Origin of the sequence: Rummeliibacillus pycnus (assembly GCF_050459865.1) — a bacterium.
Taxonomy (GTDB): Bacteria; Bacillota; Bacilli; order Bacillales_A; family Planococcaceae; genus Rummeliibacillus; species Rummeliibacillus pycnus_B.
The window spans coordinates 1-25,746 of the sequence record NZ_JBCMNM010000075.1 but is presented as its reverse complement, the minus strand read 5'-3'; the positions used below and the strand labels follow the sequence as shown (position 1 = coordinate 25,746).

The following is a 25,746-nucleotide window of genomic DNA, read 5'->3' as shown; positions in this document are numbered from 1 at the left end:
TTTTAAGAAAAATTAATGACTATTATTTCACCCATTTTTCCTGGAACTTCGTTATATCATGATATTCTTGTTCTAATAATCGAGAGATACGGATATAAATCGGGATTAGTTCTATATATAATTCAACATCTTCTGGAATCGGTTTATGCACATGAGTCGAACCAACCCATTTGGAAACGATAGAGAAGTCTTCAATTTCACCTAATGCATACATACCCAGTACAATTGCTCCAAGACATGAGCTTTCAAAGCTTTCGGGAACAGATACTTCTTGATTAAATATATCTGCCATCATTTGGCGCCATAACTCAGAACGTGCAAAACCACCAGTTGCTTGAATTTTCTCCGGAATACCGATTACTTCTTGTAATGCGATAAAAACAGTATATAAGTTAAAAATAACGCCCTCTAGTACTGCGCGAATCATATGCTCTTTCTTATGGTGTAATCCTAAACCAAAGAATGATCCACGAGCATTGGCATTCCATAATGGAGCACGTTCCCCAGCTAGATATGGATGGAAAATCAGTCCATCAGAACCTGGGTTCACATTTGAAGCAATTTTCGTTAACACATCATATGGATCTATTCCTAAACGTTTTGCGGTTTCAACTTCAGAAGCTGCCAGTTCATCGCGTACCCATCTAAATGTCATACCGCCATTGTTTACCGGACCTCCTACAACCCAATGCTTGTCTGTTAATACATAACAGAAAATACGTCCTTTAGGATCTGTCACAGGGTGATCTGTAACTGTACGAATAGCACCACTAGTACCGATAGTGACAGCGACAACTCCTGGGTCAATTGCATTGACACCAAGATTTGAAAGAACACCATCATTAGCACCAATAACAAAAGGAATATGAGAAGGAATACCAATTTCCTCCGAAATATTTTCTATTAATCCTTCAAGATAAAAAGTAGTAGGAACCAATTCAGATAATTGATCAACCGTAATGCCAGCTACTGCTAAAGCGTTTTCATCCCAATCCTGATTTTCGAGATTGAACATGCCAGTAGCAGAAGCGATTGAATGATCTACGATATAACGATTAAAAAAGTGATGGAACACATATTCTTTCATACTAATAAATTTATATGTTTCGTTGAAAATCTCTGGTTTTTCATGATGTAACCATGTAATTTTACAAAGAGGTGACATCGGATGTATAGGTGTACCGGTACGTCTATAAATTTCATGACCATTCATTTCGTTTTTGATTTTTTCCGCCCATTCAGTAGCACGAGTATCTGCCCAAGTAATGCAGTTTGTTAATGGCTTGCCATGTTTGTCGATAGCTATCATACTATGCATTGCTGCACTGAATGAAACGAGATTTAAATCATTCGTATCGATGTTGCTTTTTTGAATAGCCATACGGATTGCTTCTTTTACAGCATGTAAAATTTCATTTGGATCTTGTTCAGCAACATTTGGAGTAGGACTATACAACGGATACCCTGCATGATGCATACTGATTACTTGGCCATTGTTGCCAAATAGAACAGCCTTCGTACAAGTGGTACCGATATCAACGCCTAGATAATAAGACATTTTTGACATTGCGATGGATTCTCCTTTATATAAAAACATCATAATTTATTGGAATGAATTTTTTTTCTTAGAAATTTATTATATCAGAAAAAATATTTCTTTATGTTCTATTTTACTGGACTTATAGAATTAAGAAAAGGATTACGACTTAAAAAGACATGATTAATAACTAGATTATTCATAGATTTAATTTATGAAAAAATAACTCGATTTAAGTTAAGCGCGAATATGAATAATGAGGTTCTATTATTTTGATGTGATTTATTCTGTGCCAATTATTTAATTAAAAAACAATATGAGATGGTGGAAATACTTTCTAACATAAGTCAAAAACGATTTTTGGCCTATGTTTTGCTATAATAAAGATAAGATAAAGGAACACAGGAGAGGTAATAATATGGCTTACACACCTATGATGCAACAATATTTACAAGTAAAAGCAGACTATCAAGATGCTTTTTTATTTTTCCGTTTAGGAGATTTTTATGAAATGTTCTTTGATGATGCGTTAAAGGCATCACAAATTTTAGAAATTACATTAACGAGTAGAGATGCTGGTATGAAAGAGCGTATCCCTATGTGTGGTATTCCTCATCACGCAGCGCCAAATTATATCGAAACACTTGTTCAAAAAGGATATAAAGTAGCAATTTGCGAACAAACAGAAGATCCGAAATTAGCAAAAGGTGTTGTGAAACGTGAAGTGATTCAACTTATTACGCCTGGAACAATTATGGAAGGTAAAGCAATCGATGGAAAATCGAATCATTTTATCGCAGGAAGTACAAAATTAAATGATTCTGAGTTTGCCTTTAGTTATCTCGATTTATCTACGGGTGAGTCCACCACTACATACGTTGAAGGAGACATCAAGGTATTAATCCAACAATTACAAACATTTGATATTCGTGAATTAGTAGTAAAAGAGGATTTATTTACAGAATTACAAGAGTTAGCTGAAACTTACTCAATCGTACTGTCAATTGAAAATGAAGGTATGAGTGAAGCAGGAAGTCTTCAATATTTGAAGCAAGCTCCTGAAGAATTACATGAAGCTTGTCGCATATTATTACATTATATTGAACGTACACAAATGCGCTCGTTATCACATATTCAACCATTTACATTCCATGAAGTAAAAAATTATTTGAATATCGATACAAATTCCAAACGAAATTTAGAACTAATCCAATCACTGCGCGGTGGTGATCAAAAAGGAACATTATTATGGCTTCTTGATGAAACAGCGACTGCCATGGGTGGGCGAAAATTAAAACAATGGCTCCATCAACCATTGGCAAGCAAAAAAGCAATCGAAAAACGATTAAGTATCGTTACTGATTTATTAGAAGATTATTTTGTTCGTGCAGAATTACAAGAGCTATTGAAAAAGGTTTATGATTTAGAACGTTTAGCGGGCCGAGTTGCTTTCGGAAGTGTTGGAGGTCGTGATCTTGCTCAATTACGTGAATCATTAAGACAAGTACCTGCAATTAAAGACCAACTAACCAATTCAGGAAAAGAACATTTAGTACCTCTTGGGCAAGCACTTGATTTATGTCAAGATGTAGAAAGTTATTTAAGTAATGCCATCACAGATCACCCTCCGATTTCTATTAAAGAAGGGGATGTGATTCGAGAAGGTTTCAATGATAAGTTAGATGAATTACGTTACGCATCTCGAAACGGAAAAGACTGGATTGCTCAATTAGAACAAAAAGAACGTGAAGTTACGGGAATTAAAAATTTGAAAATCGGTTATAACCGTGTATTTGGTTATTTTATCGAAGTAACGAAATCGAATATTCAATCTGTAGACCTTTCTCGTTATGAACGAAAACAAACATTAGCGAATGCAGAACGATATATTACAGAAGAATTAAAAGAAAAAGAAGCCATTATTTTAAATGCAGAAGAAGAAAGCTTAGCACTAGAATATCAATTGTTTACCGAAATTCGTGACTACTTAAAACAATATATTCCTCGTCTTCAAGCGCTGGCGTCTGATATTAGTCAACTAGATGTTTATACAAGCTTCGCAGTTGTTACGGAAAAATATCATTTTATAAAACCGATTTTCCATGAAGGGCGCGCATTGAAAATTATCAATGGACGTCACCCAGTTGTCGAAAAAATGATGAATAAACAACTATATGTTCCAAATGACTGTATTTTAGATACAGACCAAAATATGATGCTTATCACTGGTCCTAACATGTCAGGTAAAAGTACGTATATGCGCCAAGTTGCTTTAATCACAGTGATGGCACAAATGGGATGTTACGTACCAGCCGATACAGCTGAACTACCAATAACTGATCAAATTTTCACCCGTATTGGAGCAGCTGATGACTTAGCAGGTGGTCAAAGTACCTTTATGGTAGAAATGCTTGAGTCCCAACATGCTATTACAAATGCTACTGCTAACAGCTTGTTATTATTTGATGAAATTGGTCGCGGAACATCTACCTACGATGGTATGGCATTGGCACAATCAATGATGGAATATATCCATAACAAAATTGGTGCAAACACATTATTCTCAACACACTATCACGAATTAACAGCATTAGAAAATGAATTAGATCGTCTTCAAAATGTCCATGTATCAGCCACTGAACAAGATGGTAAAGTGGTGTTCTTGCATAAAGTGAAGAAAGGCCCTGCAGATAAGAGTTACGGTATTCATGTAGCAGAATTAGCAGAATTACCGAAACCAATTATTGACCGTGCACGAGTTTTGCTTTCAGAATTTGAAGCAACAGATGTGGAACCAACACTTCGTCATAGAGAAGTGGCTGCGGCAGTTGTTACAGTAGAAGAAGTACCTGAACAAATGGTGTCAACCGTTCATGAAGAACCAACAACACAATTATCCCTTTTTGAAGAGGAAAAACCTGTAGTTAAAGAAGTAACAGTGCATGAATTATCAGATTCTGAAAAAGATGTACTTGAAAAATTAAAACGTTTAAATGTATCCGGTACAACACCAATGGATGCATTGCAACTTGTTTATACATTGCAACAATCATTATTACAAAAATAGGGGGTGCCTAAAATGGGGCATATTCATATAATGGACGAATTTTTGTCCAACAAAATTGCAGCAGGTGAAGTGGTTGAACGCCCTTCTTCTGTAGTCAAAGAATTAGTTGAAAATGCCGTTGATGCAGGCAGTACCTCAATTGAAGTGGTATTAGAAGAAGCAGGAATGACTTCTATTCAAGTCATTGATAATGGGTGTGGGATGGATGAAGATGATGCCCTCGTATCATTTCAAAGACATGCTACAAGTAAAATAAATAATGAGCATGATTTATTTCGTATTCGAACACTGGGTTTCCGAGGGGAAGCATTAGCAAGTATCGCTTCTGTATCGAAAGTAGATTTAATAACTTCAAATGGAGAAGATGGCATCGAAGTGCATCTTGAAGGTGGTCATGTCATCGATAAAAAACCGGGCTCTCTTCGTAAAGGAACAGATATTACAGTTTCTCAGCTTTTTTTTAACACTCCTGCACGATTGAAATATATGAAGACAATTCAAACTGAACTAGGTCATACCATTGATTTGATGAATCGTCTAGCGCTATGTTATCCCAATATTGCGTTTAAGTTAGTGCATCATAATCATGAATTATTGCAAACAAATGGTCGAGGTGATTTACGCCAAGTACTAGCGGCAATTTATGGTGTAGCGAATGCCAAAAAAATGGTTCATTTTGAAGGAGAGTCAAATGATTATAAGATATCAGGATATGCTACTATACCTGAAATCACGCGCGCTTCCAAAAATTACATGTCAATATTCGTAAATGGCCGTTGGGTACGACATTATACAATTCAAAAAGCAATCATTGATGCGTATCATACATTTTTGCCAATCGGTAGATTTCCTATATCAGTCATTCATATAGAGGGAGATCCATTTTTAACAGATGTCAATGTACATCCAGCAAAGCAACAAATTCGTTTAAGTAAAGAAGCAGATTTAATGCAGTTAATTGAAGAATCTCTTCATAAAGTAATTCGTAATTCTATGCAACCACCTGAAATAGCTCAGAAAAAGAAAAAACCAGCAACTTCTTCTGAACAAATTAATTTTTGGAAAACAATTAATTACAATACGACGAATATGCCACAATTCAACGAAAAGCCGAAAATAGAGGAAAAAACAACTGAAACAAATGACACGGATTTTTCATCAAGGTATAAAGAAGAAGTAATAAAAACGGAGCAAGATAAAGGCTTTACAGTAGAAGAAAGTTGGGAAGAGATTAAAGAATCGCAAGGATACAATAATCTAATTTCCGATGAAGAAAATAGCTGGTCAGAAGAAGTAATGGAAGAAGAAATTGTTCCTACTGAAACTCCAAAAGAACCATTCCCTGAACTTGAAATCGTAGGGCAAATTCACGGAACATATATTGTTGCGCAAAGTGGAGATGGTTTTTACTTAATCGACCAACACGCTGCACAAGAACGCATTAAGTATGAGTATTTTAAAGAAAAAGTTGGGGAAGTAAATGTTAATGAACGACAAACATTGTTATTACCATTAACATTCCATTATTCAGCAGATGAAGCTCTAACACTTAGAGAAAATACGAAAGCTTTAGAAGAAGTTGGTGTTTTTCTTGAAGAATTTGGTCAAAATTCATTTGTAGTTCGAGAATATCCAACATGGTTTCCAAAAGATTTTGAATCAGAAATTATTGAGGAATTGATCGAGCAAGTATTGAAAGAACGCAAAACAGACGTGAAAAAATTACGGGAAGCAGCTGCCATTATGATGAGTTGTAAACGTTCGATAAAAGCAAATCACTATTTGGATCTACCTCAAATGGAGAGATTACTGCAAGATTTGAAAACGAGGGTCAATCCATTTACTTGTCCACATGGTCGACCAGTCATAGTTCATTTTAGAACATACGAAATTGAGAAAATGTTTAAACGTGTTATGTAAAGGATGAATGTTGAAGGAGGAATATTACGTGTTTTCATCTGCAAGAAGAACTCAAGTAATCGAGACATTAAGCAACTATTCGTTCGACGTATTAGTCGTTGGTGGAGGTATCACTGGTGCTGGAATTGCATTAGATGCTGTATCCAGAGGATTATCTGTTGCCTTAGTTGAAATGCAAGATTTTGCAGCAGGGACCTCAAGTCGCTCTACTAAATTAGTACATGGTGGTTTACGTTATTTAAAACAATTGCAAGTTGACATTGTAAAGGAAACAGGTAGAGAAAGAGAAATTGTATACGAAAATGGGGTGCATGTGACAACTCCTCAGTGGATGCTACTCCCAATCTACAAAGGTGGTAAATTTGGTTCATATTCAACTTCTATGGGTTTAAATGTATATGATCGTTTAGCTGGCGTCAGAAAATCTGAGAGACGTACCATGTTAAAGAAGAAAGACACTTTAGTGAAAGAACCACTATTAAAACAAGATAATCTTAAAGGTAGTGGATATTATGTTGAATACCGTACAGATGATGCCCGTTTAACGATTGAAGTATTAAAAAAAGCAGTTGAGCTAGGTGCAGTATGTTTAAATTATGCGAAAGTAGAAGAGTTTACTTACGATGGCCAAAAGGTAAACGGCGCAAAAGTATATGATCAAATTTCAAAAAAAACATGGACTTTGCAAGCAAATACAGTTGTTAATGCAACTGGACCATGGGTTGATACAATGCGTCAGAAGGATAAAATCAATGACAAAAAGAAATTACGATTAACAAAAGGTGTGCATGTTGTAATAGCTCAATCAAAATTTCCACTACAACAATCAGTGTATTTTGATACACCAGATGGACGGATGGTATTTGCAATTCCTCGCGATGGAAAAACCTATGTAGGGACAACGGATACCTTCTATGAAGATGACCCCATTAAACCGGTAGCTACTGATGTAGATATTGAATACTTACTAGAATCGATCCGCTATATGTTTCCTAATGTTCATGTCACTAAAACAGATGTGGAATCTTGCTGGGCAGGTTTACGACCACTTATTTATGAAGAAGGGAAAAATCCATCTGAAATTTCTAGAAAAGATGAAGTGTGGGAATCTCCTACTGGTCTGTTAACTATTGCAGGAGGAAAGCTGACAGGCTATCGTAAAATGGCAGAAACAATTGTTAATAAAATTGTGTTAAGTAAACAATATAAAAAAGCAGGTCCATGTGTGACTGCAGAGCTATCTATATCTGGAGCAAAGGGTATTAATTCTCAGAATTTTGATGCATATGCCCATTACAAAGCAAAAGAAGGTACTCGCTACGGTTTAACTTTTGATGAAGCCTATCATTTAGTACGAACATACGGTACAAATATTGATGATGTATTTAATATTATTCACACATTAGATGTGCAAGACGGTGAGCGACAATTACCTTTAGATTTACATGCGCAGTTGATCTATGCAATGAATTATGAAATGGCCTATACACCAGCAGATTTCTTTGTGCGTCGTTCTTCTAGAATGTTCTTTAATATAAATAGTGTAAAAAAATATAAGCAACCCGTTACTAGATTAATGAGTAAATATTTACACTACACACCTAGCGAAGAACAACAATATCGTAAAGAACTAGAAGAACTATTATATGACGCATCGCATTTTGCTAGCGAGGAAGCCTATGTATAAAGAACAACTGACTGTTTCTTCAAAGGATCATCACCAACTAGCAGTTTCCGTGTATGAACCAAAAACTACAACCAAAGGGCATATTCACATACTTCATGGTATGGCAGAGCATCATGATCGTTATGTACCATTCGCTGAATTCTTAACAAATGCAGGTTTTCTAGTTTCAATGCATGATCATCGTGGTCATGGTAGAACTGCAAAATTGAATCAAGCGACAAAAGGGTTTTTTAGTGAAGAAAATGGTTTTGATATCGTAGTAGAGGATACTAAAATTGTTACGGAATTAGTACGGCAAAATCGAAAACTACCACCTATGATTTTATTTGGTCATAGTATGGGTTCATTTATTGCAAGAAGATATACAGAATTATATAGCGATGAACTCGAAAAAGTAATTTATTGTGGAACTGGAGCTGCAGGCATAGAGCATTATGCGGGTGTAAATCTTGCGAAATGTTTGTCAATAATAAGAGGGAAAACTGAAGAAAGTAGAATTATGAATAAGCTTTCTTTTGGTAATTTCAATAAGGCGATTAAAAATCCGGCTACAAACTTTGACTGGTTGTGTACTGATGCTAAAGAAGTAGAAAAATATATAGCAGATGAAAATTGTGGTTTTATCTCTACAAATCAATTTTATGTAGATTTTTTACAGGGTATCATTACATTATCAAAAAAACATGAAGTTTGCCGTATTCGCAAAGATTTGCCAATATTATTTATTAGTGGCTCTGATGATCCAGTAGGTAGTTTTACAAAGGGAATATGGCGTGTAGCGAAGCAACTGCAAAAATGCGGTTTACATGATGTCACCGTACAACTCTTTGATGGAATGCGACATGAAATATTAAATGAATCCAAAAAAGAGCAAGTGTTTCAAACGATATTAGAATGGTTGGAGAAAAAAGAATGTTATTACAACAAGAATTAGATGTTATTGCGATAGTTGGGCCAACTGCAGTTGGTAAAACAGCACTCAGTATTGAACTAGCAAAGGCAATTGATGGTGAAATTATTAATGGCGATTCGATGCAAGTTTATAGAGAATTAAATATTGGAACAGCGAAAATAACACCTGATGAAATGGAAGGAATTCCGCATCACTTACTAGATATTAAAGATCCTACCGATTCCTTTTCTGTTGCAGATTATCAAAAACTAGTACGTGCTAAGATTGACGAAATTAGAGCAAAAGGAAAGTTTCCAATCATTATAGGAGGAACCGGGCTTTATATTCAAGCTGTGCTATTTGATTTTCGTTTTACAGAAGAGAAAATTGACGATACTGTGCGTCAAGCATATTATCGAGAATTGGCAGAAGTCGGTCCTGAAGCAATGCATGCAAAACTAGTAGCAGTTGACCCAAAAACAGCAGCAGAAATTCATCCAAATAATACAAGACGTGTTATTCGCGCATTAGAAATGGCTGAACACAGTGATGTTCAAAAATCTGATGTGGAACAGCATCTAGGGAATACCCCACTCTATAAGCATCGAATAGTCGGTCTAAATATGGATAGAGAACTGTTATACAATCGGATCAATCAACGAGTCGATTTGATGATGGAAAAAGGTCTATTAGAGGAAGTGAAAGGTCTTTACAATAGAGGGATTCGAGATGTGCAATCAATTAAAGCGATCGGCTATAAAGAGATTTATGCATATTTGGATGGTCGAGTAACTTTAGATGAAGCAATCGATCAATTAAAACAAAATTCTCGTCACTATGCCAAACGGCAACTAACGTATTTTAGAAATAAGATGGATATTGATTGGTATGATGCGCAATTGGGTACAATAAAAATAATTGATAATATTTTACAAAAATAAAGGGAATTCACTAGAGAAAGCGAATATACAATACTAATACAGAGGTAAGGGGGATCTTCATGAAATCAATTAATTTACAGGATACTTATTTAAACCAATTACGAAAAAACGGTATTTTTGTGACCGTCTTCTTATTAAATGGCTTTCAATTAAAAGGAACAATTCGTTCCTACGATAATTTTACTGTATTACTTGAAGTAGATGGCAAACAACATATGATTTACAAACATGCTATATCAACATTCATGCCTTCAAAACCTATAGATTTACAACAAGAAGTTGAATAGCTCGCAATATCATTTTTCTCATGTCGGTAATAACTTTTTAAAGCCATTTTGTAGCGTAAATTGTTATAAAGTGGCTTTTTAGTTAATTTAGAATGCATATCTTTTAAAAAAGTAGCTCAATTGCAAATCCCCATATATACTATAAATAGAATGAAAATGGAGGATTAATAAATGAAAACAATTACCCCTGAACAAGTATTAGAAAAACTAGATGCAAATGAAGATTTACATATCGTTGATGTTCGTGAAAATGAAGAAGTGGCTAATGGAATTATCCCTGGAGCAATTCACATTCCATTAGGTCAAATTCCTGAGAGAAAAGCTGAATTAGATCAAAACACACCATATATTTTTGTATGCCATGCTGGTGGTCGTAGCTTTAGTGCATGTTCTTATTTAGAAGGGCTAGGTTATGATGTGACGAATATGGAAGGTGGCATGAGTTCTTGGGAAGGCGAATTAGAATTCTAATTCTATTTCTAATTCTATTTCTATTATATTAGTATGCTAAATGACGATCACTTTTTGAGTGAATCGTCATTTTTGTTTTTGTATAGGCTTTGATAATTTCGATTGTTGACATTAGAATGGAAAATAATTGTGATAACACGCCACTTCACTCCTGCCCTAATAACTGGACATAATACGTTGCAATGGAAAATGTCGAATAGTTGACGAATAAGAAAGAATTGATAAGATAAAATAGGACTTATTTAAGAAACGGAGTCGATAGAAATGGCATATATGTCAAATTTAACAGAAGAAACATTAGCCTTAGCAAAGAAAATAGAAGTAAAAGTGAAACCTTACTTCGATCATGCAGATGAAATGGCTTTTTATAATCAACAAAAAGTGCTTTCTGCTTTTCGAAATAACAATGTAAGTGAAAGCCACTTTTATCCTTCAACGGGATATGGTTATGATGACGAAGGTCGTGATAATTTAGAGCGTATATATGCCGAAGCATTTGGTGCAGAAGCAGCAATCGTACGTCCACAAATCATATCTGGTACACATGCGATTACGCTAAGTCTTTTCGGTGTTTTACGCCCAGGAGATGAACTAATCTATGTTACAGGTCAACCGTATGATACATTACAATCCATCGTAGACGGTGGTGAAAAGGATACAGGTTCATTAAAAGACTTTAACATTAGCTACCAACATGTTGATTTAATAGGGGATCGAGATGTTGATTGGGAAACTGTCCAAAAAGTAGTTTCAGATAAAACGAAAGTAATTGCCATTCAACGTTCAAAAGGTTATGCAACAAGACCTTCATTTACAATAGAACAAATCGGCGACATGATTAAAAAGATTCGTGCAATCAAAGAGGATGTCATTATATTCGTGGACAACTGCTATGGTGAATTTGTCGATGCAGTAGAACCAACAGAACTTGGTGCCGATTTAATGGCAGGTTCATTAATTAAAAACCCAGGTGGCGGTCTAGCAAAAGTAGGAGGCTATATTGCTGGTAAAGCAAAGTATGTTGAACAATGTTCATATCGCATGACATCTCCTGGTATCGGTGCAGAAGCGGGTCCGTCTCTAAATGCACTACTTGATATGTATCAAGGTTTTTTCTTATCACCACATGTTGTATCACAAGCCTTAAAAGGGGCAATCTTCACATCTGCTATTTTAGAAGAAATTGGGATGACACCATCACCACGTTATGATGCAAAACGTACAGACTTAATTCAATCTGTATCTTTTAAAACAGCAGAACAAATGATTCAATTTTGCCAATCTATTCAAGCGAATTCACCGGTTAATGCACAATTTGCTCCAGAACCAGCACCAATGCCTGGCTACGAAGATGATGTCATTATGGCTGCGGGTACCTTTGTACAAGGTGCAAGTATTGAACTATCTGCAGATGGACCAATTCGTCCACCATATACAGCTTACGTTCAAGGTGGTTTAACATATGAACATGTGAAATACGCTATTTTGAATGCTGTTCAGAATTTACAACATACTTCACTTTAGTAACACTTTTTCAGCGGCTATCTTCCTTGAAATAATTTCTCGGTCGAAAACTGAAAAGATGTTTTCGGTTCGAAAGCTATAGCGAATTTCGGGTCTGAACAAGCCGCTGAAGCACTAATATTAGCTCGTAAACTCAATGTTGAAGGGCTTTTTTTAGTAGTTAAAAATTAATGTAAGAAATTCTAACATGAGATTGACAAGAAACCTAACATCGTGTATTATAAATATTGTGAAAGGTAAGGTGAAGGAAATGAGTAAAGAAATACGAAAGACCATGCCTTTACTACCAATCAGTATAGTCATGCAACTAACTGATTTAACCGCTCGCCAAATTCGTTATTACGAAGAACATGAGCTGATCACACCTGCACGAACAGAAGGTAATCGCCGGATGTTTTCACTGAATGATGTCGATATCTTACTAGAAATTAAAGATTTACTAGATCAAGGCATTAATATGGCAGGTATCAAAAAAGTCTTCGCAATGAAGAACGAGCCAGTATTGGCAAATCAAGCAAAAACTGAAATTACAGATGATGATTTAAGACGTATTTTAAGAGAGGAAATGCATCAAGCACAAAGAATGCAGAAATCCTCAATTCGCCAAGGTGATTTATCTCGTTTCTTTTTATAAGAACCGAGTGTTATAAAATTTATTACATATAAAATAGTAGGAGAGTGATTAGTGTGGGAAAATACACAAAAGATGATATTCGTAAACTTGTAGAAGAGAAAGAAGTTAAATTTATTCGTTTACAATTCACAGATATTCTAGGTACTATCAAAAACGTTGAAATTCCAGTTAGTCAATTAGAAAAAGCACTTGATAACAAAATGATGTTCGATGGCTCTTCAATCGAAGGTTTTGTACGTATTGAAGAATCTGATATGTACTTATATCCAGACTTAGATACTTTTATTGTATTCCCGTGGACAACAGGAAAAGGTACTGTATGCCGTTTAATCTGTGATGTATACAAAGCTGATGGAACTCCTTTTGAAGGGGACCCACGTAACAACCTACGTCGCATTTTAGACCGTGCAGAAAAAATGGGTTACACAAGCTTCAACTTAGGACCTGAACCAGAATTCTTCTTATTCAAATTAGATGAAAAAGGCGAACCAACTCTTGAGTTAAATGACCACGGTGGTTACTTTGATTTAGCTCCAACAGATCTTGGTGAAAACTGCCGTCGTGATATCGTGCTTGAACTTGAAGAAATGGGCTTTGAAATTGAAGCATCTCACCATGAAGTAGCTCCAGGTCAACACGAAATTGACTTCAAATATGCGGATGCAATCACTGCTTGTGATAACATTCAAACATTCAAATTGGTTGTTAAAACGATTGCTCGTAAACATGGATTACACGCAACATTCATGCCAAAACCATTATTCGGTGTAAATGGTTCAGGTATGCACTGTAACGTTTCATTATTCAAAGGTAAAGAAAATGCATTCTTTGATGAATCATCAGATTTACAATTAAGCGAAACTGCTTATCAATTCATGGCAGGTGTATTAAAACACGTTAAAGGTTTCACTGCAGTAACTAACCCAACTGTAAACTCATTTAAACGTTTAGTACCTGGTTATGAAGCTCCTTGCTACGTTGCATGGTCAGCTCAAAACCGTTCACCATTAATTCGTATCCCAGCTTCTCGTGGATTATCAACTCGTATCGAAGTACGTTCAGTTGACCCAGCTGCTAACCCATACTTAGCTATGGCAGTTATCTTAGAATCTGGTTTAAATGGTATCGAACAACAACTTACTCCACCACCAGCAGTAGATCGCAACATCTATGTGATGAATGCTGAAGAACGTGCTGAAGCAGGTATCGGTAACTTACCAGCTAACTTAAATGACGCTCTTGCTGCACTTGCAGAAGATAAAGTAATCCAAGATGCTCTTGGCTCTCATATCTATGCTAACTTCCGTGAAGCAAAAGAAATCGAATTCGATATGTTCCGTACACAAGTACACCAATGGGAACGCGACCAATACATGAAAATGTATTAAGATTTAAAGCGTTGGGGCTCTAAGCCTCAATGCTTTTTCTTTGTCCACAAAATTTTTATTTGTGGGCAATATTTTTATTTTGCAGTTTTTTTCTGCATGTATTCAAAGAATTTTTCTCAATCCTCATTCATCTTCAACATATTCCAAGATGTCACCTGGTTGACAATCTAGAGCTTTACAAATTTCATTTAATGTTGTAAATCTAATAGCTTTTGCTTTGTTATTTTTTAAAATAGATAAATTGGCCTGAGTGATTCCCAACTTATTTGAAAGTTCAGTAGAACTCATTTTTCTTTTTACCATTATTAAATCTAAATTCACTTGGATTGTCATAATATCTCCTCTCTTTATTAAACTGTATAATCATTTTCATTTTTTATTTCAATCGCTGTTTTAAATAGATTTGCGAAAACAATACTTAATAGGCATATTACTAAAGATACAAATGAAACAACTAGACATGATACTATTGTGAACGCATATAGGTATATGTCGTATACAATGAATAATCCTAGAGTAGTTAAATTAAAAAGAAGTAACTCACTGAAAGAACATTTAGAAATTATTTTCAATTGTTTTGGCATTTCTGATGAAAAAGGTTTATTTAACAATAATAGTTTGCACATCTTTTTTAATGAGAATAGAGCTATTAAGTAAGGAATAGCACAGATATAAATCGCTATAACTACAACCATATCTAAGTTTGTATCTGTCATAAATAAGGCACTTTTAAAAAAAGCTGTCATTATCAATGGCAAAGATATAAGCACTAATAGTGTTAGGGAAATTCCGACCATCACCAAACCATTTGTAACTTTTAAGATATTTTTATTCATTTTTTCTCAACTTCCTTTCTTTGATGAAGTAATATTATCATCTTTTTTATCGAATAACAATAAAAAAATATCGAATTATAACAAAAAAGTGTTCTAAATAATTTATTGCTATAATTTTCTTGATTAATACCGATAAAGTAAAGAGAATATATTAGAAAGAGGCAGTGTAATGGATAGAAAAGAACTTATTCTAATAATTAACAAGGCTGTAGATGAATTAGATTTTGTTACTGCAAGAAAGCTCATTGAAGAAAATTTGGATTTTGTATATCAATACAAAACCCATTTAAAAAGTAACGCTAGAGAAATTTTGAATTTCATCAAGGAGAAAGTTGATCAAGGAGAAAAGCCTTTAACAAAGTCTGAAATTAATACAATTAATGCGATTAACATATACGCATCAAAATTTGATATTAGAGGATTAAAACTATGTATTAAAGGCAAAGAACAACTATTCTTGAGAGATGAGGTTTTATCTTATCTAAATTCAGACGCAAGAATAATGTTAGAAGGCATGGGAACAGTTAGGAAAAGTAATTAATGACGCAGTCAATAGACTAGCGTTTTTTTTTTTTTTCATTTAAAGGTTTTAAGGAAAATTGAATAAGTAAACCGGATCAATTCATGAAAATATACGAAGATTAATTAATATTCGGTTTACATTTCTTATCAAATAATTTTATCCATAAAAGTATATAATAGTATTAGATATTCAGGATGGAAGGAAATTTAACTGATGAATTTAAATACTATTGTTAAGAACTTAATGATCAATAATTTCTCACTTGAAAAACCAAACCATATTTTAGTAATTGGAGATCATAGTACAGCCGAATTGGCTAAACTGTTTGAATTAGCATTAACAGATGATGGCTGGAAAAGTGATTTGTATTTAATGGAAGATCGTACAAAGGATGGAGAAGAACCACCTGCAGAAGTGGCACAAAAAATGTTAAATTATGAAGTAGTTTTTTGTTTAACGAAGTATTCCCTTACTCATACACTAGCAAGACGTAATGCAAATGAAATAGGTACTTCTGTAATTACGATGCCAGGTATTACTGAAGATATGTTCATAAATGGAGCGATGAGAGCGGATTATTCAAGAGTTGAAAAAGAAACGCTTGAACAAGCAGACAAACTAACGACATTTGCAAACGTGAAAATTCAAACTGGAGAAATGTATGAATTGTCAATTCCTATAGGAACACGTAAAGGGATACCTAGTTCGGGAGTTTTTCGTGAGAAAGCAGCGTCGGGGAATCTTCCTTCAGGTGAAGCGTTTATCGCGCCTTTAGAGGGGGAAGCTAATGGCGAAATATTGATTACGGGTTCTATCGCAGGTATAGGTCTTGTTAATGAACCGGTTCTTATAACAATAGAAAATGGTCGATTAATCAATGCGACAGGCGAACAGGGAAAACATCTATTAGAAATTTTAGGTGAAGGAAATGGACGTATGCTCGCAGAATTAGGTATAGGGACGAATTATGAGGCACGTATCATCGGTCGTATTTTAGAAGATGAAAAAGCATATAATACCATTCATGTTGCATTTGGATCAAATCATACGTTTGGTGGTACAATTCAAGCGGATGTCCATATTGATTGCGTAACAAAAAATCCAAAGATTATTTGGTCTTAAATTATATCTTGAACTAAATCAAAAGTTTAAACATTTCTTATAAACGCTATAAAGATAATATCATACCAATCAACTAACGATAAAAAAATAAAGCATCCAAATCTATCTTTTATGAATAGATTTGGATGCTTTTTCATATGATTGATTAGTGAACATTTCTATATAAGCCAACCACTTTACCAAGTACAGAGACACGATCAACAATAATCGGTTCCATTGAGGAATTTTCAGGTTGAAGTCGGAAAAAACCGTTTTCTTTGTAGAAACGTTTTACTGTAGCTTCATTTTCTTCAGTCATTGCAACAATAATATCTCCGTTATTGGCTGTTGCTTGCTGTTTTACTATCACATAATCTCCATCTAATATACCAGCTTCAATCATAGATTCGCCCATAATTTCGAGCATAAAGATATGATCATCTGATGTCCCATAATAGTCTGGAATAGGGAAGAATTCTTCAATATTTTCAATGGCTGTAATTGGTAATCCTGCAGTAACTTTTCCGACAAGAGGAACATGCATTACACCTTGTTTTGATATATTATCTTGATCCAAAATTTCTATTGCACGGGGTTTTGTTGGATCGCGACGAATAAGACCCTTGCTTTCAAGTCTATTTAAATGTCCGTGGACAGTAGAACTTGATGCTAATCCCACTGCTTCCCCAATTTCTCGGACGGAAGGTGGGTATCCTTTAGTGCGAACTTCTTCTTTAATAAATTCAAGAATATCTTCTTGTCTTTTCGATACTTTTTTCAATCCAATCACCTCTTATCTTAGTATTCTTCTAATTGTTAAATTTAGTATAGCATTACCGAACAAACAACGCAAACATAAGTTCGAAAAAATAATTGACAAAAACAAATGTTCGTTTTATAGTGAGAACATACATTCCGAACAAACATTCGATAAAGGGAGAGAATTACATGAATTGGATTAATAAAAATCAAAATACAGCTATTCTAATCGTATTTGTAACAATTGGTATGATCATTCTTTTTATTTCAAATAAAGATACATCAAAATATATAAATATTGATATACATGAAGGAGATACGCTTTGGTCTTTATCGGATCAATATAAAGGTGATTTATCTAATGACGAATGGGTACGCATAGTGAAAAATGAGAACAATATGATTGACGATAAAATTATAGCTGGTCATACTTTAATTATTCCAGAATATAAAAAAGTAATTTCAAAAGATAGAGGAATAGAATTGGCGAGTGACAAAAATGAAGAATAACAAAGCTGTATTGTATTGTCGTGTAAGTACAGAAAAAGAAACGCAAGATACATCATTAGAAAGACAAGAAATAGAATTGAGAGCATTTGCAAAGTCAAAGGGATATGAAGTAGTAGAAGTATTCAATGATAGACACAGTGGATATGATATTGACAGAGAAGGTTTATTAGATCTACTGGAATATATGAAAGAGTATCACATTCCAACCCTATTTGTTCAAGATGAAACACGTTTAGGACGTGGTAATGGACGAATGGCCGTGTTGCATTTATTGCAAAAGATGGATGTTGATATTTTTACGATAAGTGATTCCGGCAATATTAAGTTGAATGACATGGATACAATGCTGCTTGAAATATTAGCTCTTGTTGAAGAGTATCAACGAAAATTACATAATGCAAAAATTCGCCGAGGTATGAAAAGAGCAGTTCAAAATGGCTATAGACCCGAAAAAAATTTGAAGGAACGAGGAAATCCAGAAGGTAGAGAGCGGATAGATGCACCGATAGAACAAATTATTAGTTTAAGACAAAAAGGAATGACTTTTGAAGAAATAACAGCAACTTTAAAAGGGCTTGGATTTCATATAAGTAAAGCAACAGTCCATAGAAGATATATAGAATTTGTTGAAGAAAGTGAAAAATAGTCGTTGAATCAAAGCCGGAATTTATGAAATTGATTCTAATAATAAAACAGCTGTATTCCAATCTAAGGAGTACAGCTGTTTTTGATAGTTGATAGACTTTCCTCGTATAAGATGATTAATCCTCTCTTTAAATCCTCTAATGATGCATATGAATAGGACAATCTTATATGATTTGCATCTTCTGAATCATATATATAACCAGGATTAATCAATACTTTTCTTTTTAGAAGTTTTAAGAAAAATTCCTTTGTCACAATAGGATCATTAAATCGTAGCCATATATAAAAACCACCTCTGGAACTTTCCCATTTAGCTATTGAATTGAACTGTTCAGTAAGAATATTCTCAACAAATTTGGCACGAGACATTAAATGATCTTTCAATTCAATTAAATTATTTTCATAAAGTCCTGAAGTAAGCCAATAGGTAACAAGTTCTTGTGAAACAGCACTTGAACCATAATCCATCTGCATTTTAATATCTGCTAATCTATTAATAACAGGGGTTGGACCAACAACCCAGCCAATTCGTAATCCGGGACTTAAAGTTTTGGAAATACTTCCGATGTATAAAACTTGTCCAGATGAATCAAGTGATTTTATAGAAGGTATGGGAGATTCAAATAATAATTCAGAGTAAACATCATCCTCAATGATTGGAATTTGTAGTTCTTTGCAAGTATTATATAAATTCTCTTTTTCATCCAACGTCCAAACGTTTCCAGTTGGATTATTTAAAGTAGGAACAGTATAGTAGATAGATTGTCGATTTTTTTTCTTTGTTTGCAATGTTTGTTCAAGGTGCTCATCACGTTTTACAGATTTCATTTGTATTCCAAATGACTGAAATGGATGGATGGAATTAAGATAGGAACTATGGTCTTGAAAAACAACGGACCCTGTTTCGAATAATCCGACTGCCATTAATTGAAGTGCTTGTAATGCTCCTGATACGATTAGTATATTTTCTGGCGAAGTAGTAATACCACGCTTCTTTAAATAGTAGCTTAGTGCTTGACGTAATTTTAAACTACCTTGCGGCGAGGAATAGCCAAAATCTTTATCTTCAAATGAAAGATGTCGCAGAGATTCTTGCAATTTTTTAACTGGCAATAAGGTAGGAGAGAGTTCACCTGTTCCTAAACGGACTACTGAATCGACTTGCTCATACTCATTTATTAATTGAATCGTATGATAGTTGGGTTTATGAATACTTTCTTCAATATACTTTTGCCAATTTGGTTGAGTTTTCTTTGCTAAAAGGTTCCAGGAGTTATTAGCAACGAATACACCAGAACCAACTGTTGAGTTTAAAATGCCATCTGCTTTTAATTCTTCCAAAGCTTGTTGAATGGTGCTACGGTTTACATTAAATTGTAGTGCAAGTTGACGTTGTGTAGGTAACTTAGTTCCGACTCCCCAATCACCTGACTGAATTTGATCTGTAATCCAGTGAATAATTTGGCGTTGTAAACTAATTGAAGAATTTTTAATTGGTTGCCACATTATGTTTTCTCCTTTTACAGAATTGGGTGGTTAGATTACCAACCAATTGGACCTTTTCTTATTTATATAACATAGTACGATATTAAAAGGAAAGGGGAATTGAACAATGCAAGCATTTCTTCATGGTTTTATTTTAGCATTCGGTCTAATTTTACCATTAGGTGTACAAAATATTTTTGTATTTTCACAAGGAGTTACGCAACCAAATATATTAAAGGCACTCCCTGCAGCTATTACCGCAGCTCTTAGTGATACATTATTAATTGTATTAGCTGTTTTTGGATTATCGATGATTGTTTTGCAAATTGAATGGATTCGTTTCATTTTATTAATCGGTGGTATTATTTTTCTTTTATATATGGGTAAGGTGGTTTGGAACTCGAGTACAGCCGATTTAGAGGGGAAGTCAGCTCTTCCAATCAAACAACAAATTCTTTTTGCATTATCAGTATCTCTATTAAATCCACATGCGCTATTAGATACGGTTGGGGTTATCGGTACAAGTGCGTTAAAGTATACAGGAAAAGAACAAATTTTATTTGCCATTGCATGTATTAGTGTCTCCTGGCTTTGGTTTTTGGGTTTAATGATTGTTGGTGTAGGTATGAAAAAACTAGATATTTCTGAGAAGGTATTTATCATTTTCAATAAACTCTCAGCATTATTTATTTGGGGGACAGCGATTTACTTACTCATTAGTTTGATTTAATTAATTTGAAAATTTCGGGATAAATATCTAGAATAAAACATTTAGCGAAGTATGATAGAATTTGTCAACAAAATAAAGCTTTAAGCTTGCGCTTGAGGCTTTTTTTTCATACCTTTAAGTAAGGTAATTATGAAAGGTGTGTTTAATATGTTACCAAAAGAAAAAATTCAACGTATTAACTATTTATCAAAGAAATCAAAAGAAGCAGGTTTAACTGTTGAAGAAGCAAAGGAACAAACCAACCTTCGCAAAGAATATTTAGATACTTTTCGTGAGTCGATGAGAGGCACAATTGAAAATGTTCGTGTTTTCGATCCAAATGGTGATGAAGTTACTCCAGCTAAATTACGTGCAATGCAACAAAAAAACAAACCATTGAATTAACAGAACAATTGTCTAAAAACCATTGTTTTATGTAGAAATGTTGACTACACTGTAATAGAATAATAATTTGCTTTTAGAAAGGATGTCTATTCATGACTCAACAAGCAGATCAGCTTGCAATTAATACAATCCGTACTTTGTCTATTGATGCAATTGAAAAAGCAAACTCTGGTCACCCAGGGCTTCCAATGGGTGCAGCACCTATGGCTTATACTCTTTGGACAAAACAATTACACCATAATCCAAAAAATCCTCAATGGTTTAACCGTGATCGATTTGTCTTATCAGCAGGACATGGTTCAATGCTTTTATATAGCTTACTTCATTTAGGTGGTTATGACTTACCTATGGAAGAAATTAAAAACTTCCGTCAATGGGGTTCTTTAACTCCAGGTCACCCTGAATTTGGTCATACTGCTGGTGTAGAAGCGACAACTGGCCCACTTGGACAAGGGATTTCAATGGCTGTAGGTATGGCGATGGCTGAAGCACATTTATCAGGTGTTTATAACAAACCTGATAACGACATTATTAATCACTATACATTTGCATTATGCGGTGATGGTGACTTAATGGAAGGTGTTTCTGCAGAAGCGGCTTCACTTGCTGGTCACTTACAATTAGAAAAACTGGTTGTTCTTTATGATAGTAATGACATCTCATTAGATGGTGATTTAAACAAATCATTCTCTGATAATACAGCAGAACGTTTTAAAGCATATGGCTGGAATTATTTATTAGTAGAAGATGGTAATGATACTGAAGCTATTAATAATGCAATTTCACAAGCAAAAGGACACAAAGGTCAACCTACTTTAATTGAGGTAAAAACTGTGATTGGTTTTGGTTCACCAAACAAATCTGGTAAATCAGCTTCCCACGGATCACCTCTAGGTAAAGATGAAGTAGTACTTACAAAACAAGCTTACGAATGGGATAACGACGATTTCTTTGTAGCAGAAGAAGTATACGAAACATTTAAACAAGCTGCAAAAGTACATGGAGAAGATGTAGAAGCTGCTTGGAATGCACAATTTGATGCATATAAAGAAGCATATCCTGAATTAGGTGCACAATTAGAACAAGCAATCTCAGGTGATCTTCCAGCAGATTTTGATGCTGAAATTCCAACTTATGAAGCTGGCAAATCGATTGCAACACGTTCATCTTCAGGTGAAGTAATTAACGCATTAGCTAAAAAAATCCCAGCATTCTTTGGTGGTAGTGCCGACCTAGCGGGTTCAAACAAAACAACGATTAAAGGAACTGGCGACTTCTCAGCAACAGATCGCAGTGGTCGTAATATTTGGTTCGGCGTTCGTGAATTTGCAATGGGTGCAGCACTTAATGGTATGGCGCTTCATGGTGGTTTAAATGTCTTTGGCGGTACATTCTTCGTATTCTCTGATTACGTTCGTCCAGCAGTTCGTCTTTCTGCACTTATGGGACTTCCTGTAACATATGTGTTCACACATGATTCAATTGCAGTAGGGGAAGATGGTCCAACTCATGAGCCAATCGAACATTTAGCAGCATTACGTGCAATGCCAAATCTTTCTGTAATTCGTCCAGCAGATGCAAATGAATCAGCAGCAGCATGGAAACTTGCAGTATCTTCTAAAAACCGACCTACAGCATTAGTATTATCTCGTCAAGACTTACCAGTACTTGATGTAGATGTACAAACTGTTTACGATGGTGTTGCAAAAGGTGCTTATATTGTAGAAAAAGCAAACAAAGAAGTTGCAGATGTATTGCTTTTAGCAACAGGTTCAGAAGTACAATTAGCAGTTAAAGCTAAAGCTGAACTTGCAAATGAAGGAATCGACGTAACTGTTGTTTCTATGCCTGATTTTGCTCGTTTTGAAGAACAAGATGCAGCATATAAAGAAAGTGTATTGCCGAAAGCTGTAACAAAGCGTTTAGCAATCGAAATGGGCTCATCATTTGGCTGGCATAAATATACAGGTTTCGAAGGCGATGTACTAGCAATTGATGGTTTCGGTGCAAGTGCTCCAGGTGAAATCGTTATGAAGGAATATGGCTTTACTGTTGAAAATGTTGTATCAAAAGTAAAAGCACTATTTGAAAAATAGAACTTTTAAAAAGTAGAGGTAATTTTCCTCTACTTTTTGTTTTTTGACAAAGAAAGTGGATTATTTACAGTGCAAATTGACAAAATATTCGATAAAATAAAGGTATAATTAGTTGAAAGAAGGGAGTGGCAATAGATGCGTGTTTACTCAATCTTTCATGTCAAAAAAAAGCATCAGTCATTTGTGTACGGAAGAGAGCGTTTATTATTCGATTTAATTAGAGATTTAAAAACTGAAAATAATGCTTTTTATCCATCGCAGGAATTAGCTTATTTATGTGAAATATTGCCAATGCAGGAGATTGAAGCTTTTATAGAGCAATATTTATATAAGAATTTCACTGCGATTCATATGAAGAACCATGAAATCTTTTTGACAAACGAATTTAAAGGTGATTTACATATTGAAATTCAACCGTATTATATGGTTGTAACATGTGTTGGATCTCGTATGCTTGAATTAGATTTATTTGCTACTTTATCGAAGATTAGCTCGGGTTTTATTGGATTCAATAAAAATGAAGTCGAATGTGGATGGCTAAAACCACTAAAGTTTTCAGCTGTAGCAGAGGGATAATTAGATAAATAGTAGTATCGAAGTAGTTTTTATTGTATAATCCTCTTTGGAGAAACTTTTCTCGTATGCGAAATTTAGAGGAGGAAAATTAGTGAGTACTGGATTAGCGATTACTTTAATAGTAGTAGCATTAATCGTAGGTTTAGTTGGCGGATTCTTTATCGCTCGTCAATATATGATGAAATATTTAAAAGAAAACCCACCTATTAACGAACAAATGTTACGTGTAATGATGACTCAAATGGGACGTAAACCATCTGAAAAACAAATCAAACAAATGATGAACCAAATGAATAAATTGAGTAAATAAATAAAACGGTTCTGTCCGAAAGTTAGTGATAAACTTGTTTTTATGGACAATCCTTTGATATAGCTCAATTTTAAATAGTGGAATATCCAATTAAAAAATGCCATCGAAAATTTCTTTCGTCGGCATTTTTATTTTGTGTAAGATTATTAAGTATAACTGTCATAATAATTTGGAGAGAAATCATTAACCGACAGAATCAGATAGGGTCAAACAGCTAATTCAGATAGAAAATAGACCTAAGAATTAGACTTTTAAGGAATCGTTCTTATTCAACACATATTCTTTTATAAATTCTCGAACAGTGTCTTCATATTCTTGCGGATTTGTATTGAATGATTGGGCATGTGCACCTTGCTCAAATAGTTTTAACATTTTAGGACCATTCTTTAATCGATATAATTCGATTGTCATTCCAGGTAATATAAAATCATCTGGTAAGCTATGAATGAAAAGAACGGGTTTTTCAATATTCGTAACCGCTGTACGAGGAGCTATGCTTTTTAACCAATAGCCGTCACGTAATCGCAAAAATATATTCGCGAGTCTAATAGCGAGTGGACTTTTAAATGGTGTTTGTTTTGTGAGCAAATGATAAAGTTCTTCAGAGAAATCCGAATACGGACAGTCGGCAATATAAAAGTTCGCTTTGTCTTCTAATGTTCCAGCATATAATAATGTCGTTGCAGCTCCCATAGACTCACCGTGTACGCCAATAATTGCATCATCGTTCAATCTTTCTGTTATTGAATGAAGTACAGCTTGCAGATCAAATTTTTCATAATAACCATAGCTTGTTGTCTTACCACCGGACTCACCATGTCTTCTGTGATCATAGACTACCGTATTAAACCCAAGTCTTTCGAATAATCGAACATATTTTACAGAGTTTACTTTGTTTTCTGTCACACCATGGCAAACAATCATTGTATTTGTTGTTTGTAAAGGTTTAAAATAAATACCTTTAATCAAATAGCCGTTAGGTGAAGAAATACTTAAGTGCTCTTTGTCAACTAATTCGTACCATTTTTCGTCATAGCGCAACGCCTTTTTTTCGCGTTCTAAAATGAAATCATCATCTTTTTTCTTTATATAGATAATTCGACTCGTTACTAAATAACCCAACAGTGTAACGATACCTCCTACAATTCCGGTTATTAACCCAAAAATCCAAATAATTCTTTTTTTCATACTTAACACCACTTTCTATCTTTGTTGATATACCTTATACGGCGCTCTTGAAATATCTACTCGAAAAAAGGTTGAAAGTATTAATAGCTTGGCATCCTTTTTGAATATTAATTCCCTGCTTTATTATAAATTTGATAATTGAGTCAATTTCGTAATTTAAAGATTTGATAAAAATCACGGACATTAAATGTGTTATTGTTATATACCATATTAATTAGTACATTGTCTATAAAGTGGAAGATGGCGACTCCTGCG

The 25,746-nt window shown here is 34.5% G+C and carries 25 protein-coding genes; 19 read left to right on the top strand and 6 right to left on the bottom strand.

Features of this window, described 5'->3' with window-relative positions; all coding sequences use genetic code 11:
- Positions 1-22 precede the first annotated feature (22 nt).
- A complete protein-coding gene (gene gntK, locus ABE048_RS14885) occupies positions 23-1,567 on the bottom strand; it encodes a gluconokinase (RefSeq protein WP_430312050.1) in 1,545 nt (514 codons plus the stop codon).
- 388 nt (positions 1,568-1,955) lie between these two features.
- On the opposite strand from gntK, the gene mutS reads away from it, so the two are divergent.
- The 10 genes from mutS to glnA all read left to right on the top strand — a co-directional run bounded on the left by mutS (position 1,956) and on the right by glnA (position 14,348).
- Entirely contained in the window at positions 1,956-4,604 is a 2,649-nt protein-coding gene (gene mutS / locus ABE048_RS14880) for a DNA mismatch repair protein MutS (RefSeq protein ID WP_430312049.1), read from the top strand.
- A 12-nt stretch (positions 4,605-4,616) separates the two neighbouring features.
- The gene (mutL, locus tag ABE048_RS14875; protein ID WP_430312048.1) at positions 4,617-6,524 is read left to right on the top strand and encodes a DNA mismatch repair endonuclease MutL; all 1,908 of its coding nucleotides are present in this window, start codon (positions 4,617-4,619) and stop codon (positions 6,522-6,524) included.
- A 7-nt stretch (positions 6,525-6,531) separates the two neighbouring features.
- The gene (locus ABE048_RS14870; RefSeq protein ID WP_430312047.1) at positions 6,532-8,211 is read left to right on the top strand and encodes a glycerol-3-phosphate dehydrogenase/oxidase; all 1,680 of its coding nucleotides are present in this window, start codon (positions 6,532-6,534) and stop codon (positions 8,209-8,211) included.
- A complete protein-coding gene (locus ABE048_RS14865; protein WP_430312046.1) occupies positions 8,204-9,145 on the top strand; it encodes an alpha/beta fold hydrolase in 942 nt (313 codons plus the stop codon). The genes ABE048_RS14870 and ABE048_RS14865 overlap by 8 nt, the downstream gene beginning before the upstream one ends.
- Entirely contained in the window at positions 9,124-10,044 is a 921-nt protein-coding gene (gene miaA / locus ABE048_RS14860; RefSeq protein WP_430312045.1) for a tRNA (adenosine(37)-N6)-dimethylallyltransferase MiaA, read from the top strand. Before ABE048_RS14865 ends, miaA begins: the two co-directional genes overlap by 22 nt.
- 59 nt (positions 10,045-10,103) lie before the next feature.
- The gene (gene hfq, locus ABE048_RS14855; RefSeq protein ID WP_430312044.1) at positions 10,104-10,331 is read left to right on the top strand and encodes an RNA chaperone Hfq; all 228 of its coding nucleotides are present in this window, start codon (positions 10,104-10,106) and stop codon (positions 10,329-10,331) included.
- 171 nt (positions 10,332-10,502) lie between these two features.
- The gene (locus ABE048_RS14850; protein WP_430312043.1) at positions 10,503-10,802 is read left to right on the top strand and encodes a rhodanese-like domain-containing protein; all 300 of its coding nucleotides are present in this window, start codon (positions 10,503-10,505) and stop codon (positions 10,800-10,802) included.
- 264 nt (positions 10,803-11,066) lie between these two features.
- Positions 11,067-12,326 (top strand): aminotransferase class I/II-fold pyridoxal phosphate-dependent enzyme, encoded by a 1,260-nt coding sequence (locus tag ABE048_RS14845; RefSeq protein ID WP_430312042.1) that lies wholly within the window; start codon positions 11,067-11,069, stop codon positions 12,324-12,326.
- 250 nt (positions 12,327-12,576) lie between these two features.
- Positions 12,577-12,960, top strand: coding sequence for a MerR family transcriptional regulator (locus tag ABE048_RS14840; RefSeq protein WP_430312041.1), 384 nt, complete (start codon positions 12,577-12,579; stop codon positions 12,958-12,960).
- Between the two features lie 53 nt (positions 12,961-13,013).
- On the top strand, positions 13,014-14,348 hold the full coding sequence (gene glnA / locus ABE048_RS14835) for a type I glutamate--ammonia ligase (RefSeq protein WP_430312040.1): 1,335 nt from the start codon (positions 13,014-13,016) through the stop codon (positions 14,346-14,348).
- Between the two features lie 123 nt (positions 14,349-14,471).
- Here glnA and ABE048_RS14830 read toward each other — a convergent pair whose 3' ends face one another.
- Together ABE048_RS14830 and ABE048_RS14825 are read right to left on the bottom strand one after the other, a co-directional pair.
- On the bottom strand, positions 14,472-14,681 hold the full coding sequence (locus ABE048_RS14830; RefSeq protein WP_430312039.1) for a helix-turn-helix domain-containing protein: 210 nt from the start codon (positions 14,679-14,681) through the stop codon (positions 14,472-14,474).
- Between the two features lie 17 nt (positions 14,682-14,698).
- Entirely contained in the window at positions 14,699-15,184 is a 486-nt protein-coding gene (locus ABE048_RS14825) for a DUF2975 domain-containing protein (RefSeq protein ID WP_430312038.1), read from the bottom strand.
- Between the two features lie 169 nt (positions 15,185-15,353).
- On the opposite strand from ABE048_RS14825, the gene ABE048_RS14820 reads away from it, so the two are divergent.
- Together ABE048_RS14820 and ABE048_RS14815 are read left to right on the top strand one after the other, a co-directional pair.
- On the top strand, positions 15,354-15,725 hold the full coding sequence (locus ABE048_RS14820; RefSeq protein WP_430312037.1) for a hypothetical protein: 372 nt from the start codon (positions 15,354-15,356) through the stop codon (positions 15,723-15,725).
- A gap of 195 nt (positions 15,726-15,920) precedes the next feature.
- The gene (locus ABE048_RS14815; protein ID WP_430312036.1) at positions 15,921-16,829 is read left to right on the top strand and encodes an aminopeptidase; all 909 of its coding nucleotides are present in this window, start codon (positions 15,921-15,923) and stop codon (positions 16,827-16,829) included.
- Positions 16,830-16,974: 145 nt separating this feature from the next.
- Here ABE048_RS14815 and lexA read toward each other — a convergent pair whose 3' ends face one another.
- On the bottom strand, positions 16,975-17,589 hold the full coding sequence (gene lexA, locus ABE048_RS14810; protein ID WP_430312035.1) for a transcriptional repressor LexA: 615 nt from the start codon (positions 17,587-17,589) through the stop codon (positions 16,975-16,977).
- 167 nt (positions 17,590-17,756) lie between these two features.
- Here lexA and yneA point away from each other — a divergent pair, with 167 nt between their 5' ends.
- On the top strand, positions 17,757-18,077 hold the full coding sequence (gene yneA / locus ABE048_RS14805) for a cell division suppressor protein YneA (protein ID WP_430312034.1): 321 nt from the start codon (positions 17,757-17,759) through the stop codon (positions 18,075-18,077).
- Complete coding sequence (locus ABE048_RS14800) at positions 18,067-18,723, top strand: YneB family resolvase-like protein (protein ID WP_430312033.1); 657 nt, start codon at positions 18,067-18,069, stop codon at positions 18,721-18,723. The genes yneA and ABE048_RS14800 overlap by 11 nt, the downstream gene beginning before the upstream one ends.
- A 62-nt stretch (positions 18,724-18,785) precedes the next feature.
- Here the strand turns inward: ABE048_RS14800 and ABE048_RS14795 are convergent, their stop codons facing one another.
- On the bottom strand, positions 18,786-20,231 hold the full coding sequence (locus ABE048_RS14795; protein ID WP_430312062.1) for a PLP-dependent aminotransferase family protein: 1,446 nt from the start codon (positions 20,229-20,231) through the stop codon (positions 18,786-18,788).
- A gap of 103 nt (positions 20,232-20,334) precedes the next feature.
- Here ABE048_RS14795 and ABE048_RS14790 point away from each other — a divergent pair, with 103 nt between their 5' ends.
- The 5 genes from ABE048_RS14790 (at position 20,335) to ABE048_RS14770 (ending at position 24,303) form a co-directional block, all read left to right on the top strand.
- On the top strand, positions 20,335-20,937 hold the full coding sequence (locus ABE048_RS14790; RefSeq protein ID WP_430312032.1) for a LysE/ArgO family amino acid transporter: 603 nt from the start codon (positions 20,335-20,337) through the stop codon (positions 20,935-20,937).
- 147 nt (positions 20,938-21,084) lie between these two features.
- The gene (locus ABE048_RS14785) at positions 21,085-21,321 is read left to right on the top strand and encodes a DUF896 domain-containing protein (RefSeq protein ID WP_430312031.1); all 237 of its coding nucleotides are present in this window, start codon (positions 21,085-21,087) and stop codon (positions 21,319-21,321) included.
- A gap of 92 nt (positions 21,322-21,413) precedes the next feature.
- Positions 21,414-23,417, top strand: a complete 2,004-nt coding sequence (gene tkt / locus ABE048_RS14780) for a transketolase (RefSeq protein WP_430312030.1) — start codon at positions 21,414-21,416, stop codon at positions 23,415-23,417.
- A gap of 135 nt (positions 23,418-23,552) precedes the next feature.
- A complete protein-coding gene (gene sirA, locus ABE048_RS14775; protein ID WP_430312029.1) occupies positions 23,553-23,993 on the top strand; it encodes a sporulation inhibitor of replication protein SirA in 441 nt (146 codons plus the stop codon).
- Between the two features lie 91 nt (positions 23,994-24,084).
- Entirely contained in the window at positions 24,085-24,303 is a 219-nt protein-coding gene (locus ABE048_RS14770; protein WP_403093709.1) for a YneF family protein, read from the top strand.
- A gap of 243 nt (positions 24,304-24,546) precedes the next feature.
- Here the strand turns inward: ABE048_RS14770 and ABE048_RS14765 are convergent, their stop codons facing one another.
- Positions 24,547-25,491, bottom strand: a complete 945-nt coding sequence (locus ABE048_RS14765) for an alpha/beta hydrolase (RefSeq protein ID WP_430312028.1) — start codon at positions 25,489-25,491, stop codon at positions 24,547-24,549.
- Positions 25,492-25,746: the final 255 nt, after the last annotated feature.